This is a genomic window from Salmonella sp. SAL04157 (assembly GCF_046551635.1).
Classification (GTDB): Bacteria; Pseudomonadota; Gammaproteobacteria; order Enterobacterales; family Enterobacteriaceae; genus Salmonella; species Salmonella enterica.
Map to the genome: position 1 here is coordinate 64,515 of NZ_JBGDVS010000015.1, position 16,374 is coordinate 80,888.

Genomic DNA, 16,374 nt, shown 5'->3' on the forward strand with positions numbered 1-16,374 from the left:
CCTAAACTTTACAGCAGGCCAGCATGCTGAAGCGCTGCTTTGACGATGTCACGACCATGGTCCGTGATAGGCGTCATTGGCAGGCGCAGCGTGTCGGTCGCCACAAGACCCAATGCCTTACATGCCCATTTCACCGGGATAGGATTGGGTTCGACAAATAGTTTGTTGTGTAACGGCATCAGACGCTGGTTGATAGCGCGCGCCTCGGCAAATTGCCCTTCCGCCGCCAGTTTGCACATGTCAGCCATCTCGCGCGCCGCTACGTTAGCCGTAACGGAAATCACGCCATGACCACCCAGTTGCATAAAGTCCAGCGCAGACGCGTCATCGCCGCTAAGCAGAATAAAATCGTCTGAAACCAGCTCTTTGATCTGGTGAACGCGGGTTAAGTTCCCTGTCGCCTCTTTGATAGCGATAATATTTTTTATTTCCGCCAGACGACCCACGGTTTCCGGCAACATATCGCAACCGGTACGGGACGGCACATTATACAGAATTTGCGGCAAGTCAGTGTGTTCCGCGATGGCTTTGAAATGCTGGAACAAACCTTCCTGCGTGGGGCGATTGTAGTACGGCGTTACCGTCAGGCAGCCAACAATGCCGCTATCGTTAAAACGCTGCGTCAGGCTAATCGCTTCCGCGGTCGCGTTTGCGCCCGTGCCGGCGATAACCGGAATACGTCCGTCAGCCAGTTCCAGCGTCATCATCACGACATCGCCATGTTCATCATGGCTTAGCGTGGCAGACTCGCCGGTGGTGCCAACCGAAACAATCGCCGAGGTACCGTTGGCGACATGATAATCAATGAGTTTTTTCAGGCAAGACCTACTGACATTACCTTTCTCATCCATCGGCGTAACAAGCGCGACAATACTTCCCGTGAACATGGGCCATCCTCTGTGCAAACAAGTCCCTCAATGGTACGTTTGGTATGGCAATAAAAGCAAGCGACCAAAGCCGTTCTGATTGTTGTATGCAGGTTTTTTTTATGGTTTCCTTAAGATTACCTCACCGCTCAAAGGAATAACTGGTTTGACACCGTCATCACAACACTATTTGGTTATCACTGCGCTGGGCGCCGACAGGCCCGGTATTGTGAATACCATTACTCGCCATGTCAGCAGTTGCGGCTGTAATATCGAAGACAGCCGACTGGCGATGCTGGGCGATGAATTCACGTTTATTATGCTGTTGTCCGGCACGTGGAACGCGATTACCTTGATTGAATCGACATTGCCGTTAAAAGGCGCGGAGCTGGATCTGCTGATTGTGATGAAACGGACGTCCGACCGCCCCCGCCCGGCAATGCCCGCGACGGTATGGGTTCAGGTTGAGGTCGCCGACTCCCCGCATTTAATTGAGCGATTCACCGCGCTGTTTAATAGTCATGAAATGAATATTGCGGAGCTGGTCTCCCGCACGCAGCCGGCTGAAGGTGATAAAGCTGCGCAATTATTTATTCAAATCACCGCACATAGCCCGGCGTCGCAAAATTCCGCAAATATTGAGCAAGCCTTTAAAGCACTATGTACAGAACTCAATGCGCAAGGCAGTATAAACGTCGTCAATTACTCACAACATGATGAACAGGATGGAGTTAAGTAATGAATCCACTGAAAGCCGGTGATATCGCACCGAAATTTAGCTTGCCGGATCAAGACGGGGAACAAGTAAATTTGACCGACTTCCAGGGACAGCGCGTTCTGGTTTATTTCTACCCAAAAGCCATGACACCCGGCTGTACCGTGCAGGCCTGCGGCTTACGCGATAACATGGACGAGCTCAAAAAAGCAGGCGTGGACGTGCTGGGCATCAGCACCGATAAACCTGAAAAACTCTCCCGTTTCGCTGAAAAAGAGCTGCTGAACTTTACCCTTTTGTCCGATGAAAACCATCAGGTGTGTGAACAGTTCGGCGTCTGGGGCGAAAAGTCGTTTATGGGCAAAACGTATGACGGCATTCACCGCATCAGCTTTTTGATTGACGCTGATGGTAAGATTGAACACGTCTTTAATGATTTTAAAACCAGCAATCACCATGATGTGGTGCTGAACTGGCTGAAAGAAAACGCGTAAAAGCCTCAGGCCGCGCTGATGTGCGGCCTGGAAAGGGAATGCGCCGTCAGGCTTGCCGCGCCAGACGCCATATCGCCGCCACATTGCGCGCCGACAGGCTCAGGTTATATTCCGCCTCGTGTAAGGCTTCCGGCAGCGTAACGATATGCGACAAAATCGACAGCGCCGCATCGATACCCTGCTGATACACAACGTGATGATCGTGTTGCAGCCCACCGGCGAGCGCGATAACCGGTTTATGATACCGCTTCGCCACTCTGGCGACGCCAATCGGCGTCTTGCCGCAAATACTTTGGCTGTCCAGCCGCCCTTCTCCGGTAATCACCAGATCGGCATCTTTAACCGCCTGCTCAAGCTGTAGCGTTTCCACAACAATCTCTACGCCGGCGCGTAATTCCGCATTGAGCAATCCTAAAAGCGCGGCGCCCATTCCACCTGCCGCACCCGCGCCGGGAGCGTTAATCACCTCACGTCCCGTAGCCTGATAAATATGTCGGCCCCAGTTTTCCAGCGCCGCGTCCAGGGTGTTCACCATTTCCGCTGTCGCCCCTTTTTGTGGGCCAAAAATGGCCGATGCGCCCTGGGGACCACATAGCGGATTGTTGACATCGCACGCCACGGTTATCGATACCTTACGCAGCAATGGGTGACAACCGGACAGATCGATAGAGGCCAGCGCCGCCAGCGCCTCGCCGCCCGGAGAAAGCGAGCGCCCCTGTTTATCACGCAATATAACGCCAAGCGCCTGCATCATCCCCGCGCCGCCGTCATTCGTCGCGCTGCCGCCAATTCCCAGAATAATACGCTTTACGCCACGCTCCAGCGCCGCGACGATTAACTCGCCGGTGCCGTAGCTGGTGGTATTAAGCGGGTTGCGCAATTCAGGCGAAACGTGATGCAGCCCGGATGCCGCCGCCATTTCAATCACGGCGGTATCGCTATCGCCCAGCATTCCCCAGCGCGCGGTCACCGGTTGCCCAAGCGGGCCTTGTACCCACTGGTCGACATAACGCCCGCCGCTGGCCTCCACCATTGATTGTACGGTTCCTTCCCCGCCATCCGCCATGGGCACTTTAACGTAGTCGGCGTCAGGATAAATTTCGCGGAACCCCTTTTCTATCGCCTCAGCGACCGCCATTGCGGACAAACTTTCTTTAAATGAATCAGGAGCAATAACAATTTTCATAGGGATTATCCTGCAAAACCAAAGAAACCGAACATCAGAGTAGAAATAAAGGTAATGGCTAACCCCACCAGCGTTTCATACGGCATTAGCTTTAAACGTTCATGAATTTGCATATTGACGCTGCCGCCCGTCGCGTGGAAAAAGCTGCCGTGCGGCAGATGGTCCAGCACCGTGGCGCCCGCATGGATCATAGCGGCTCCCGCCAGGGCGGAAACGCCAAGTTCAAGTAACGTGGGAGAGAAAACGCCGGACGCCACCGCCGTTCCCGCCGTGGTTGAGGCCGTCGCCATTGACATCATGGCGCCAGACACGGGCGCCAGCAGCCAGGACGGCAATCCCGAAGCGGTGAGGCCATGAATCAGGACATCTTTAAGTTCGGAATTAGCGATAATGCCGGCCAGCGTACCGGTTCCCAGCAACATAATAGCGACAGGCGCCATACGCATCAGACCAGCGACCATGTACTGGTTACAGTGGCGCGCGCGTCCCATCAACAGCAGACCGACCAATCCCCCTACGGGCAGGGCAATTAACGGGTCAATGGAAATGCCGGCAAACGGACGGAGAGAAAGCAGGAAAATAGCGACCAGCGGCGCGCTAATCGCCACCAGAAAACCGGGTCTGGCGACGGAGTCATCATGGTGAGTCACTTCATGATCGGCGACGCCCGCGCCTTTATTATTCAGCCGTTTCGCTAACAGATAGGCGATAATAAGCCCAACGATGCCCGGAACCACGCCCGCCAGCATAATAGAGGTAAGAGGAACATGAAACGCATCGGAGGCGGCAATAGCGTTCGGGTTAGGTGACATCACGTTACCCGCTTTGCCGCCGCCAACCATCGCCAGCAGAATAGCGCTTTTTGACAGGCCAGCATTACGCGCAATCGACAGCGCAATCGGCGCGACGGTAATCACCGCCACATCAATAAATACGCCGACGGCGGTCAAACATAGTGTGGCAATGGCTAATGCCAATAATGCCCGGGTTTCCCCCACTTTGCGGACAATCGTCTCAGCAATCGTATTCGCCGCCCCGGACTCAATTAATACGCCCGCCAGTACGCCTGCGGCCAGAATACGCAATACGGCATTAACGATGCCCTGCGCGCCTGACACCATCAGCGACACGGTTTGCAGAAGATCGGCGCCGCCAATCAAACCGCCGACCAGCGCGCCCGCCATCATGCCGTAGGCTGGCGACACTTTTCTTAAAATTAATACGATGGCCACAACCAATGCGGCAATGGCTCCCAGGGTGGATATCGACGTCATATACTGCGCCTCCTTTAACATGGAGCGCGCAGTATGGAAAAAACCGCCTAAAAATCCGCTGGAGCTTTCAACAAATTTCGATTCGACCAGGCAGCGGTAACTTGTCGGACGGTACAGATTCGGCCTGGAGCTCCATACCGATATAAAGCCAAAGCGTACTTTTTAACTCGTTGATTTTTATGTGCGTAATATCCTCACAGCGCTGTAAGCGATAGCGCAATGTATTCACATGAATATGCAATGCTTTGGCCGTTTGCGTCAGGTCACAATTATGTTCAAACCAGGTTCGCAGCGTCTGTTGCAATACGCCTTTCGCGTCATGTTGCGCCAGTTGCAGCCACAGACGCGATAACTCCTGCACTTGCCAACTTTCAGACAGCCCGCTTAGCAGCGCGGGAAGCGCGTGGTCATGATAAAAAATGTACTGGCTGCGCAGCTTTTGTCTTTTCGCCATCGCCTGCGTGGCTCTCGCAGTGAGCAAAGATCGGTGCAATCCCGTCTCGCCGGCAAAATAACCCCCAACCAAAATACGGCTAAAGCCCGATGATGCAGCCCATGATTTAAAAATCTGCAATTCGCCCATTTCCTGGCGGGTATTCCACTTTCCCTCTTTTAACGTGATAGGCTTAATAATGATTAATTCATTAAATTCGGTAAACGTCACCAAATGGTTGCGCGCGTGATTCTCGAAATAATCCATTACATTGCGCAGCGCTTCGCGATCCGGCTGGGAAAGTTCAATAATCAGCACCACTCTGGGAACCGCCAGATCAATGCCCAGATAGGCCGCCATGGAGCGCAACGACTCTGTTGAATTTTCTCGCAAAATCAATTGGTTGATCAGCTCTTCGCGATAGCGTTTATCCCACTGTCGCTGTTCGATCAGCACCATATGCTCGATCACCAGCTCCGCCGCCATTTTAACCAGCTCGGCATACGCGCGAACCTCCTCCGGCTCGCCGGTAATGCCGACCACGCCGATAAGCTGTTCATGAAAAGAGATGGGAAGATTAATGCCGGATCGCACGCCTTTTAGCTGATTGGCGGTAGCGGAATCAATTTCTACAATACGGTTTTCCTTCAGCGCCAGAATGGCCCCTTCGTGACGCTGGCGAAGCCGCGAAGGTTCGCCAGACGCGATAATGACGCCATGTTCATCCATGACGTTTACCGAGTAAGGAATAATTTTCATGGCTCGCTGTACAATTTGCCGCGCGGTATACCCTTTCAAGTAATGTTTTCTCAACACACTCATTCCCTGTTTCGTTATCGCTTTACATTAAAAAAGCAATCTCGCATCAATGATGTCACTTATTAACGAATTTCTCAGAAGAATGCTTAGGTTAAGTCACCAAATTTTGGCGGCTTTACAGCGAGAATTTTGTAGGTTCCGACAATAAAAATGCCGCAACACAGTGCGGCATTAAAAAAAAGAGCGGCTTTCTAAGCGCTTGTCCCTCATCAGGCACGCGCAAAATGGCGGCAGGGCACTATGATGTCGTTCACGCTTTACAACTTTTGTACAGACCGCTCAGGATGAGGCATCTGTCACCTGACCATCCGGCCAGGCATGGACAACGGCTTTAATCAGCGTCGCCAATGGAATGGCGAAAAACACTCCCCAGAAACCCCACAGACCGCCGAAAATCACCACTGACAGAATAATCACCAGCGGATGCAAATTCACCGCTTCGGAGAAAAGTACCGGTACCAGCAGATTGCCATCCAGCGCCTGAATAATCAGATAAACGGCAAAACAGCTCCAGAATTCCGTCCCCAGGCCAAACTGAAACAGCGCGACGCCCACCACCGGAATTGTCACCACAAAGGCGCCGATATAGGGGATCAGGACCGAAAAGCCCACCAGTACCGCCAACAGTAGCGAATAGTTGAGGCCAAACAGCAAAAAGCCCAGCCAGGTCGCCACGCCCACCACCACCATCTCCAGCACTTTTCCACGGATATAGTTGGTGATCTGCTGATTCATCTCATTCCACACCTGCCCCGCCAGCCCGCGATTACGCGGCAGCACGCGGCGCACGGCATTCAACATCTGCTCTTTATCTTTTACCAGGAAAAAGACCATCAGCGGCACCAGCACCAGATATACCGCCAGCGTCAGTAGCCCGACTAACGAAGCCAGCGAATACTTCACCACCGAATCGCCCATGTTAAGCATCCGGGTACGCATGTTTTCCGCCATCGCATCAATAATGCCCGCATCCATCAGCGCCGGATAGCGTCGCGGCAAGGTCGCGGCAAAATCGGACAGTTTATTCAGCATACCGGGCATATCACGAATCAGGTAAATACCCTGCTGCCAGGCAATCGGCATCACCACAAACGCCATTAATAACAGAATGCCGACAAAGAGGATAAGGACAATGGAGGCTGCCCAGCGCCGGGAACAGCCAATCGCCTGCAGGCGCGCCGTCGGCCACTCCAGCAGGTAGGCCAGTACGATAGCGACCAGCAGCGGCGCTAACAGGCCGCTAAAGAAAAAGAGGATGCTAAAACCAGCCACCAGAATAACCAGCAAGGCAATCGCCTCCGGGTCGCTGAAGCGACGGCGATACCATTGCATTAACATTTCGAGCATAAAACCCTTCCCAGAACTCAACTGCGGGATTGTGATGCCGAATTGTATCGAAATGTCACAAAAAAGACTTCGCTTTTTATCGTTGATTCAGGAAACTAAAATAGTGAGTCTGTGCTCATCACAGTTACACTTATGAAGTGTCGGAGCGTGGAACGATATTTCACGACGTTGGTCAAAGGGCTATCTCAAAACAACAGGATAGAGGTTATGTTCAGGCAGTTGAAAAAAAACCTGGTGGCAACCCTCATTGCAGCATTGGCTCTCGGTCAGGTCGCGCCCGCATTTGCCGACCCTGCCGACACGCTGCCCGATATGGGAACCTCGGCAGGAAGCACGCTTTCTATCGGACAAGAGATGCAAATGGGCGACTTTTATGTGCGCCAGCTACGCGGCAGCGCGCCGTTAATCAACGATCCGCTGCTGGTGCAATACATTAACGCGCTGGGTATGCGTCTGGTCTCGCACGCCGACTCCGTCAAAACGCCCTTCCATTTTTTCTTGATCAATAATGACGAAATCAACGCGTTCGCGTTCTTTGGCGGCAATGTGGTGCTGCACTCGGCACTTTTTCGCTACGCGGATAACGAAAGCCAGCTAGCTTCAGTCATGGCGCATGAAATCTCCCACGTGACGCAGCGCCATCTGGCGCGCGCGATGGAAGATCAAAAGCGCAGCGCGCCGCTTACCTGGGTGGGCGCGCTGGGTTCCATTTTGCTGGCCATGGCCAGCCCACAAGCCGGTATGGCGGCGCTAACCGGTACTCTGGCGGGAACGCGCCAGGGAATGATAAGTTTCACCCAGCAAAATGAGCAAGAAGCCGACCGTATTGGTATTCAGGTACTGCAACGCGCCGGATTTGACCCACAGGCGATGCCCTCTTTCCTCGAAAAACTGCTCGACCAGGCGCGTTACTCCACGCGTCCGCCTGAAATTTTGCTCACTCACCCCTTACCGGAAAGCCGCCTTGCGGATGCCCGCAACCGTGCCAACCAGATGCGCCCGGTCGTGGTGCAATCTTCCGCCGACTTTTATCTCGCCAAAGCGCGCGCCCTGGGAATGTACAATTCCGGACGTAACCAGCTTACCAGCGACCTGCTGGATCAGTGGTCTAAAGGCAACGTGCGTCAGCAACATGCGGCGCAATATGGCCGGGCGTTGCAGGCGATGGAAGCGAGCAAATACGATGAAGCGCGCAAAACGTTGCAGCCGCTGTTAAGCGCGGAACCGAACAATGCCTGGTATCTTGACCTCGCCACCGATATTGACCTGGGGCAGAAAAGAGCCAACGACGCGATTAATCGCCTGAAAAATGCCCGCGATCTGCGCGTTAATCCTGTGCTGCAGTTAAACCTCGCCAATGCGTACCTCCAGGGAGGCCAGCCCAAAGCGGCGGAAACCATTCTGAATCGCTACACCTTTAGCCATAAAGATGACGGTAACGGCTGGGATCTGCTTGCTCAGGCCGAAGCCGCGCTGAACAACCGCGATCAGGAGCTGGCGGCGCGCGCTGAAAGTTATGCGCTGGCGGGACGACTGGATCAGGCAATTTCACTGCTCAGTAGCGCCAGCGCCCAGGCAAAACTGGGTAGCCAGCAACAGGCGCGTTACGATGCGCGTATCGACCAGTTGCGCCAGTTACAGGAACGCTTCAAGCCATACACGAAAATGTAATCGCCGTTTATTAGCCGGATGGCGTCACAAGGAGAACTCATGACCGACACGATTAAAATCTACCATAACCCGCGCTGTTCGAAGAGCCGCGACACGCTGAACCTGCTGAAATCTAACGGCGTGGAACCGGAAGTGGTGCTTTATCTGGATACGCCCGCTGACGCCGCCACCGTGCGAGAACTGCTGCGTATGTTGGGCATGTCCAGCGCGCGCGAACTGATGCGCCAGAAAGAAGATCTCTATAAAACGCTTCATCTGGCGGATAGCCAGCTGAGTGAAGAGGCGTTAATCCAGGCGCTGGTTGAACACCCTAAACTGATGGAGCGCCCCATTGTGGTGGCAAATGGTCAGGCGCGCATTGGCCGACCGCCTGAGCAGGTGCTGGACATCCTCGGTTAACCGTTGAACGCCGCCGTCGCGGCGTATTACAGTTTCAGGATCTCTTTGACAAACGGGATCGTCAGTTTTCGCTGGGCAGTGATCGACGCATGATCGAGCTGATCCAGCGTCATAAACAGCGTGCGCATTTCGCGATCAAGACGTTTGAGTAAAAACCGCCCGACATCTTCCGGCAGTTCAAACCCCCGTAACCGGGCGCGCAACTGTAGCGCCTGAAGTTTGTCTTCATCGGAAAGAGGCTGGAGTTTATAGATTTGCCCCCAGTCCAGACGGGAAGCGAGATCGGGCAAGCCCAGATTTAACTGTCTTGGCGGACGATCGCCGGTGATCAATAACCGCGTCTTACCGGACTCCAGAATGCGGTTATAGAGATCAAAGATCGCCATCTCCCACAGTTCATCGCCAGCAACACACTCAATGTTATCAATACACACCAGCGAGAGGTGTTCCATACCGTCGAGCACTTCCGGCACGAACCAGGTGCGTTTATCGAGCGGGACGTAGCCTACCGCATCTCCACGCTGCGACAGTTCAGCGCAGGCGGCGTGCAGCAAATGGCTGCGGCCCGCGCCTTCACGCGCCCAAAGGTAGATATATCCACTATGTTCCTGGCGCAACACGTTTTGTAACGCGGCCAGTAGAGAGGCGTTATCCCCCGGCCAGAAACTTGCGAAAGTTTCGTCGTCAGGAAGATAAAGTGGCAAAGAGAGCTGTGCCGGTGTGTTCAGAGATACCTCAACCCAGGATGACATAAAATCGCGCTGAGTTTACCACATAATTCCCTTGAGATAGAACCGGGCAGCATCGCTGCCCGGCAACCCGTTACTGATGCGGAGACTCCGCATCATTTGCCTCCAGTACCACTTCTTCCGGACGCAACAGGCTAATCAGTTTAAAAATCAGGCTCAGGCCAATCCCGACGATGGTCGCCAGAGCCATCCCTTTCAATTCTGCCGCGCCGATATGCACTTTCGCGCCGCTCACGCCGATGATCAAAATCACCGAGGTGAGGATCAGGTTTTGCGCTTTGTTGTAGTCGACTTTTGATTCGATCAATACGCGAATCCCCGACGCGCCGATGACGCCGTACAACAGCAGCGAGACGCCGCCCATCACGGGTAACGGGATAATCTGAATCGCCGCCGCCAGTTTGCCGACGCAGGAAAGCAGAATGGCGAAAATCGCCGCGCCGCCGATAACCCAGGTACTGTAAACGCGGGTGATCGCCATGACGCCAATATTTTCCCCATAGGTGGTATTCGGCGTGGAGCCGAAGAAACCGGAGACGATCGTCGACAGTCCGTTAGCGAACATCGAGCGGTGCAAACCGGGATCGCGCACCAGATCTTTTTTGACGATATTCGCCGTCACCACCAGATGACCGACATGCTCGGCGATCACGACCAACGCCGCGGGCAGAATCGTCAGGATCGCGAACCATTCAAAACGCGGCGTATAGAAAGTCGGTAGCGCAAACCAGTGCGCCTGGGCAATCGGCGTGGTATCGACCCCCCCCAACGCGAATGACAGCGCATAGCCCGCCAGCACGCCGATCAAAATCGGAATGATCGCCAGGAAACCGCGAAACAGTACGGAGCCGAACACCGTCACCGCCAGCGTGACCATGGAGATGATAATTGTTTTCGTGTCCGGCGACTGCCCTTGCGCAGGCAGCAATCCGGCCATCCCCGCCGCGACGCCAGCCAGCTCCAGACCGATAACGGCAACGATTGCGCCCATTGCCGCAGGCGGGAACATCACATCCAGCCAGCCGGTGCCCGCTTTTTTAACGATGAAAGAAACCAGACAGAACAACACGCCGCACATAATAAAACCGCCCAGCGCCACTTCATAACCCAGCGGCAACAGCAGTAGTACCGGGGAAATAAAGGCAAAGCTCGATCCGAGGTAGGCCGGAATTTTACCTTTGCAGATAAAGAGATACAGCAGCGTTCCGATACCGTTAAACAACAGCACCGTCGCGGGGTTGATATGAAACAGAACTGGCACCAGCACGGTCGCGCCAAACATGGCGAAAAGGTGCTGTAAACTAAGCGGGATTGTCTGTAAAAGCGGCGGTCTTTCACTCACCCCGATAGCACGGCGCGTCATAGTGTTTTCCTCTAAGTGTGTTTGTTATGAGTTGTTTTATTCAAAAAAAAGCCGACTCTTAAAGTCGGCTTTTAATTATTTATTCACTTACTTGGTACCAAAAATCTTATCGCCGGCATCGCCAAGCCCCGGAATAATGTATCCGTGCTCGTTAAGCCCCTGATCGATAGAGGCGGTGTACAGTTCAACGTCCGGGTGCGCTTTTTCCAGCGCCGCAATGCCTTCCGGCGCGGCGACCAGCACCAGCACCTTAATGCTGCTACAGCCTGCTTTTTTCAGCAGGTCGATGGTCGCGATGACAGAACCGCCGGTCGCCAGCATCGGGTCGACGATCAGCGCCATGCGCTCATCAATGTTCGATACCAGTTTCTGGAAATAAGGTACTGGCTCAAGCGTCTCTTCGTTACGGTACATCCCGACTACGCTGATACGCGCGCTCGGTACATTTTCCAGAACGCCTTCCATCATGCCCAGACCCGCGCGCAGAATCGGCACAACGGTAATTTTTTTACCTTTGATCTGGTCGATTTCCACCGGGCCATTCCAGCCTTCGATGGTGACTTTTTCCGTTTCCAGGTCGGCTGTCGCTTCATACGTCAGCAGGCTGCCTACTTCTGAGGCGAGTTCACGAAAGCGTTTAGTGCTAATGTCGTTTTCACGCATCAGACCCAGCTTGTGTTTGACGAGTGGGTGTTTGACTTCCACGATCTTCATACTCTTCTCCTATCCTCAGATGACTGGCAACCACAAAAAAATCGCCGGATTATACCGCTTTTCCTCTCTGGCGCAACACAATGTATGCTTGACCTGGATCAACCAAAAGCGCTGATAGCGGAAAAGTGAGTATAAATCACTCACGTTGAAACAGGCGATAAAGGCTAACAACCGTTTGAATCTTAGCAATTTTAAGGATGAATGGCCTGTCCAGACCACCTGTCGTAAACCAAGTGCTGGATATCCTTTTCTTTTTTACCAACAGAGAAATTTTCAAGCAGCGACCGAAACCATGCCAAAAAAATCGCCCGGATATCCAGGGCGCAGACCACGCTCGCAAACGTTTGCTTTCCCTGTTAGAATTGCGCCGAATTTAACTTTTACCGCAAGAAAAAACGTGGGGAACCAGGCAGTGACCGATAAGACCTCTCTTAGCTATAAAGATGCCGGCGTCGATATTGATGCGGGTAACGCTCTGGTTGATCGAATCAAAGGCGTAGTGAAGAAAACTCGCCGCCCGGAGGTTATGGGCGGTCTGGGCGGTTTCGGTGCGCTGTGCGCGTTGCCGCAAAAATATCGTGAACCGGTACTGGTTTCCGGCACTGACGGCGTAGGCACCAAACTTCGCCTGGCGATGGACTTAAAGCGTCACGACGCTATCGGTATTGATCTGGTGGCGATGTGCGTAAACGATCTGGTCGTTCAGGGCGCGGAACCGCTGTTTTTCCTCGATTACTATGCCACGGGTAAACTGGATGTCGATACCGCCGCCAGCGTGATCAACGGTATTGCCGAAGGCTGCCTGCAATCCGGCTGCGCGCTGGTCGGCGGCGAGACGGCGGAAATGCCGGGCATGTATCACGGCGAAGATTACGATGTGGCGGGTTTTTGCGTCGGCGTAGTCGAAAAATCAGAAATCATCGACGGCTCCCGGGTTGCCGAAGGCGACGTGCTGATTGCGCTCGGCTCCAGCGGCCCGCACTCGAATGGATATTCGCTGGTGCGGAAAATTATTGACGTTAGCGGCTGCGACCCACAAACCACTCTGCTGGAAGGGAAGCCGCTGGCCGATCATCTGCTTGAACCGACCCGTATCTACGTAAAATCGATTCTGGAACTGATTGAAAACATCGATGTGCACGCTATCGCCCACCTCACCGGCGGCGGCTTTTGGGAAAATATTCCGCGCGTTCTGCCGGAGAATACCCAGGCGGTAATTAATGAGTCGTCATGGCAGTGGCCCGCCATCTTTACCTGGCTGCAAACCGCCGGTAATGTCAGCCGACATGAAATGTACCGTACCTTTAACTGCGGCGTCGGCATGGTGATTGCGCTCTCCGCTCCGGAAGCGGACAAAGCGCTTGCTCTGCTAAACGAGAAAGGTGAAAACGCATGGAAAATCGGTATCATCAAAGCCTCTGATTCCGAACAGCGTGTGGTTATTGAATAATGAATATTGTGGTGCTGATTTCCGGCAATGGAAGCAATTTACAGGCGATTATCGATGCCTGCGAAGCGAAGAAAATTAAAGGCACCCTCAGGGCAGTATTCAGCAATAAGGCCGACGCGTTCGGCCTTGAACGCGCCAGAGAAGCCGGCATTCCGGCGCAAGCGCTGACTGCCGATCGGTTTGACAGCCGCGACGCCTTCGATCGCGAGTTGATTCGCAAGATAGACGCGTATGCGCCCGATGTGGTCGTGCTGGCCGGTTTTATGCGTATTCTGAGTCCGATGTTTGTCGCGCACTACTACGGGCGTCTGCTGAACATTCACCCTTCCCTGCTGCCAAAATATCCGGGGTTGCATACCCATCGCCAGGCGCTGGAAAACGGCGATGAGGAGCACGGTACCTCGGTGCATTTCGTGACAGACGAACTCGACGGCGGCCCGGTCATTCTCCAGGCGAAGGTGCCGGTTTTTGCCGACGACAGCGAAGATGATATCACCGCACGCGTACAAACTCAGGAACATGCGATTTATCCGCTGGTGATTGGCTGGTTTGCGCAGGGGCGTCTAAAGATGCGCGATAACGCCGCCTGGCTGGACGGGCGTCGTCTGCCGCCGCAAGGTTATGCGTCTGACGAATAATACGTCATCGAACAGGACTGCGTCTGCTTGCCGGATGGCGGCATAAATGCCTATCCGGCCTACTCTTTTCCCTTCCTTTATGCTATCAGTTTATTGTCATATTTTTCTGGCGCAGTTGGACATTAACGCGTAATGCTCGCCATAATCATCAGGCAGTGTCCCGTGAATAAAACGGAGTATAGGTAGTAATGGGTCAGGAAAAGCTATATATCGAGAAAGAACTGAGCTGGTTAGCATTTAACGAACGCGTGTTACAGGAAGCAGCGGATAAATCCAACCCGTTGATTGAGCGGATGCGGTTCCTGGGAATCTATTCTAATAACCTCGACGAGTTCTACAAAGTGCGTTTCGCTGAACTGAAACGACGCATTATTATCAGCGAAGAACAGGGTTCAAATTCTCATTCACGCCATTTGTTAGGCAAAATTCAGTCCCGCGTGTTGAAAGCAGACCAGGAGTTCGACGGCCTGTACAACGAATTACTGCTGGAAATGGCGCGTAATCAAATCTTTCTGATCAACGAGCGTCAGCTCTCGGTGAACCAACAAAGCTGGTTGCGCCACTATTTTAAGCACTATTTGCGCCAGCATATTACCCCGATTCTCATTAACCGGGAGACGGATCTTGTTCAGTTTTTAAAAGATGATTACACCTATCTGGCGGTGGAGATTATCCGCGGCGATACCATCAACTATGCGCTGCTGGAGATACCGTCCGACAAAGTCCCACGCTTCGTTAATCTGCCGCCGGAGACACCGCGCAGACGCAAGCCGATGATTCTTCTGGATAATATTCTGCGCTACTGCCTGGATGACATTTTTAAAGGGTTCTTCGACTATGACGCGCTTAATGCCTATTCGATGAAAATGACCCGCGATGCCGAATATGACCTGGTGCATGAGATGGAATCCAGTCTGATGGAGCTGATGTCTTCCAGCCTGAAGCAGCGCCTGACTGCTGAACCTGTGCGCTTTGTCTATCAACGCGATATGCCCGCCGCGCTGGTCGACGTGCTGCGGGAAAAACTGACGATCTCCCGGTATGACTCAATCGTACCCGGCGGGCGCTACCACAATTTTAAAGACTTTATTAATTTTCCGAATGTCGGTAAAGCCAACCTGGTCAATAAACCGTTACCGCGGTTACGCCATCTTTGGTTTGATAAAGAGAAGTTTCGTAACGGTTTTGACGCGATTCGCGAACGTGATGTGCTGCTCTATTATCCTTATCACACCTTTGAACATGTACTGGAACTGCTGCGCCAGGCGTCGTTTGACCCAAGCGTGCTGGCGATCAAAATCAATATTTATCGCGTAGCGAAAGACTCGCGCATTATTGACTCGATGATCCATGCCGCCCATAACGGCAAAAAAGTCACCGTGGTGGTGGAGTTGCAGGCGCGCTTCGATGAAGAGGCGAATATTCACTGGGCCAAGCGGTTAACCGAAGCGGGCGTCCATGTTATTTTCTCTGCGCCTGGGCTGAAAATTCACGCCAAACTCTTCCTCATCTCACGAAAAGAGGGCGATGACGTGGTGCGTTATGCGCATATCGGCACCGGTAACTTCAACGAAAAAACAGCGCGGCTGTATACCGATTATTCGCTGCTGACCGCCGATGCGCGCATTACCAATGAAGTGCGTCGGGTCTTTAATTTTATTGAAAACCCCTATCGCCCGGTCACTTTCGATTATTTGATGGTTTCTCCACAAAACTCACGGCGTCTGCTGTATGAGATGATCGATCGTGAAATCGCCAATGCCCAGCAAGGCTTACCGTCAGGGATTACGTTAAAGCTTAACAACCTGGTCGATAAAGGGTTGGTCGACAGGCTATACGCCGCGTCGGGTTCGGGCGTCCAGGTCAATCTGCTGGTGCGCGGTATGTGTTCTCTTATTCCGCAGCTGGAAGGCATTAGCGATAATATTCGCGCGATTAGCATCGTGGATCGCTATCTGGAACACGATCGGGTTTATATTTTCGAAAACGGCGGTGATAAGCAAGTTTGGCTCTCTTCAGCTGACTGGATGACGCGTAATATTGACTACCGTATCGAAGTCGCTACGCCTATCCTCGACCCGCGGCTTAAACAACGCGTCCTGGATATCATTGACATTCTGTTTAGCGACACGGTAAAAGCGCGTTTTATCGATAAAGAACTCAGCAACCGCTACGTGCCGCGCGGCAATCGCCGTAAAGTTCAGGCGCAGCTGGCAATTTATGACTACATCAAATCACTCGAGCAACCAGACTAAC

15 protein-coding genes are annotated in these 16,374 nt (G+C 53.2%); 7 read left to right on the forward strand and 8 right to left on the reverse strand.

Features of this window, described 5'->3' with window-relative positions; translation table 11 throughout:
* Nucleotides 1–8 precede the first annotated feature (8 nt).
* Nucleotides 9–887: a 4-hydroxy-tetrahydrodipicolinate synthase gene (gene dapA / locus ACLJRE_RS21925; RefSeq protein ID WP_000494020.1), complete on the reverse strand. Its 879-nt coding sequence runs from the start codon at nt 885–887 to the stop codon at nt 9–11.
* Between the two features lie 145 nt (nt 888–1,032).
* On the opposite strand from dapA, the gene ACLJRE_RS21930 reads away from it, so the two are divergent.
* Together ACLJRE_RS21930 and bcp are read left to right on the forward strand one after the other, a co-directional pair.
* The gene (locus ACLJRE_RS21930) at nt 1,033–1,605 is read left to right on the forward strand and encodes a glycine cleavage system transcriptional repressor (protein WP_000189061.1); all 573 of its coding nucleotides are present in this window, start codon (nt 1,033–1,035) and stop codon (nt 1,603–1,605) included.
* Nucleotides 1,605–2,075: a thioredoxin-dependent thiol peroxidase gene (gene bcp, locus ACLJRE_RS21935; RefSeq protein ID WP_001068686.1), complete on the forward strand. Its 471-nt coding sequence runs from the start codon at nt 1,605–1,607 to the stop codon at nt 2,073–2,075. Before ACLJRE_RS21930 ends, bcp begins: the two co-directional genes overlap by 1 nt.
* 46 nt (nt 2,076–2,121) lie before the next feature.
* On the opposite strand, the gene ACLJRE_RS21940 is transcribed toward bcp, so the two are convergent.
* From ACLJRE_RS21940 to ACLJRE_RS21955, 4 genes are all read right to left on the reverse strand, one after another.
* Nucleotides 2,122–3,261 (reverse strand): glycerate kinase, encoded by a 1,140-nt coding sequence (locus tag ACLJRE_RS21940; RefSeq protein ID WP_000706384.1) that lies wholly within the window; start codon nt 3,259–3,261, stop codon nt 2,122–2,124.
* 5 nt (nt 3,262–3,266) lie between these two features.
* Entirely contained in the window at nt 3,267–4,535 is a 1,269-nt protein-coding gene (locus tag ACLJRE_RS21945) for a GntP family permease (protein WP_000200859.1), read from the reverse strand.
* Between the two features lie 67 nt (nt 4,536–4,602).
* Nucleotides 4,603–5,790, reverse strand: coding sequence for a sugar diacid recognition domain-containing protein (locus ACLJRE_RS21950; protein WP_001533732.1), 1,188 nt, complete (start codon nt 5,788–5,790; stop codon nt 4,603–4,605).
* 276 nt (nt 5,791–6,066) lie between these two features.
* Nucleotides 6,067–7,134, reverse strand: a complete 1,068-nt coding sequence (locus ACLJRE_RS21955; protein ID WP_000892056.1) for an AI-2E family transporter — start codon at nt 7,132–7,134, stop codon at nt 6,067–6,069.
* 207 nt (nt 7,135–7,341) lie between these two features.
* On the opposite strand from ACLJRE_RS21955, the gene bepA reads away from it, so the two are divergent.
* Together bepA and arsC are read left to right on the forward strand one after the other, a co-directional pair.
* Nucleotides 7,342–8,805, forward strand: a complete 1,464-nt coding sequence (gene bepA, locus ACLJRE_RS21960; RefSeq protein WP_000489631.1) for a beta-barrel assembly-enhancing protease — start codon at nt 7,342–7,344, stop codon at nt 8,803–8,805.
* Nucleotides 8,806–8,844: 39 nt separating this feature from the next.
* The gene (gene arsC / locus ACLJRE_RS21965) at nt 8,845–9,204 is read left to right on the forward strand and encodes an arsenate reductase (glutaredoxin) (RefSeq protein ID WP_000132650.1); all 360 of its coding nucleotides are present in this window, start codon (nt 8,845–8,847) and stop codon (nt 9,202–9,204) included.
* Between the two features lie 26 nt (nt 9,205–9,230).
* Here the strand turns inward: arsC and ACLJRE_RS21970 are convergent, their stop codons facing one another.
* The 3 genes from ACLJRE_RS21970 to upp form a co-directional block, all read right to left on the reverse strand.
* Nucleotides 9,231–9,932, reverse strand: a complete 702-nt coding sequence (locus ACLJRE_RS21970; protein WP_061835882.1) for a DnaA inactivator Hda — start codon at nt 9,930–9,932, stop codon at nt 9,231–9,233.
* Between the two features lie 94 nt (nt 9,933–10,026).
* Nucleotides 10,027–11,316, reverse strand: coding sequence for a uracil permease (uraA, locus tag ACLJRE_RS21975; RefSeq protein ID WP_023212330.1), 1,290 nt, complete (start codon nt 11,314–11,316; stop codon nt 10,027–10,029).
* Nucleotides 11,317–11,403: 87 nt separating this feature from the next.
* Nucleotides 11,404–12,030 carry a uracil phosphoribosyltransferase gene (gene upp / locus ACLJRE_RS21980; protein ID WP_000706208.1) on the reverse strand — a complete coding sequence of 209 codons (627 nt, stop codon included), beginning with the start codon at nt 12,028–12,030 and terminating at the stop codon, nt 11,404–11,406.
* Between the two features lie 412 nt (nt 12,031–12,442).
* Between upp and purM the strand changes: the two genes are divergently transcribed.
* From purM to ppk1, 3 genes are all read left to right on the forward strand, one after another.
* Nucleotides 12,443–13,480 carry a phosphoribosylformylglycinamidine cyclo-ligase gene (gene purM, locus ACLJRE_RS21985; RefSeq protein ID WP_023212329.1) on the forward strand — a complete coding sequence of 346 codons (1,038 nt, stop codon included), beginning with the start codon at nt 12,443–12,445 and terminating at the stop codon, nt 13,478–13,480.
* Nucleotides 13,480–14,118 (forward strand): phosphoribosylglycinamide formyltransferase, encoded by a 639-nt coding sequence (gene purN, locus ACLJRE_RS21990; RefSeq protein ID WP_001028588.1) that lies wholly within the window; start codon nt 13,480–13,482, stop codon nt 14,116–14,118. Before purM ends, purN begins: the two co-directional genes overlap by 1 nt.
* A 188-nt stretch (nt 14,119–14,306) precedes the next feature.
* Entirely contained in the window at nt 14,307–16,373 is a 2,067-nt protein-coding gene (ppk1, locus tag ACLJRE_RS21995; protein WP_000529555.1) for a polyphosphate kinase 1, read from the forward strand.
* The last annotated feature ends 1 nt before the right edge of the window (nt 16,374 follow it).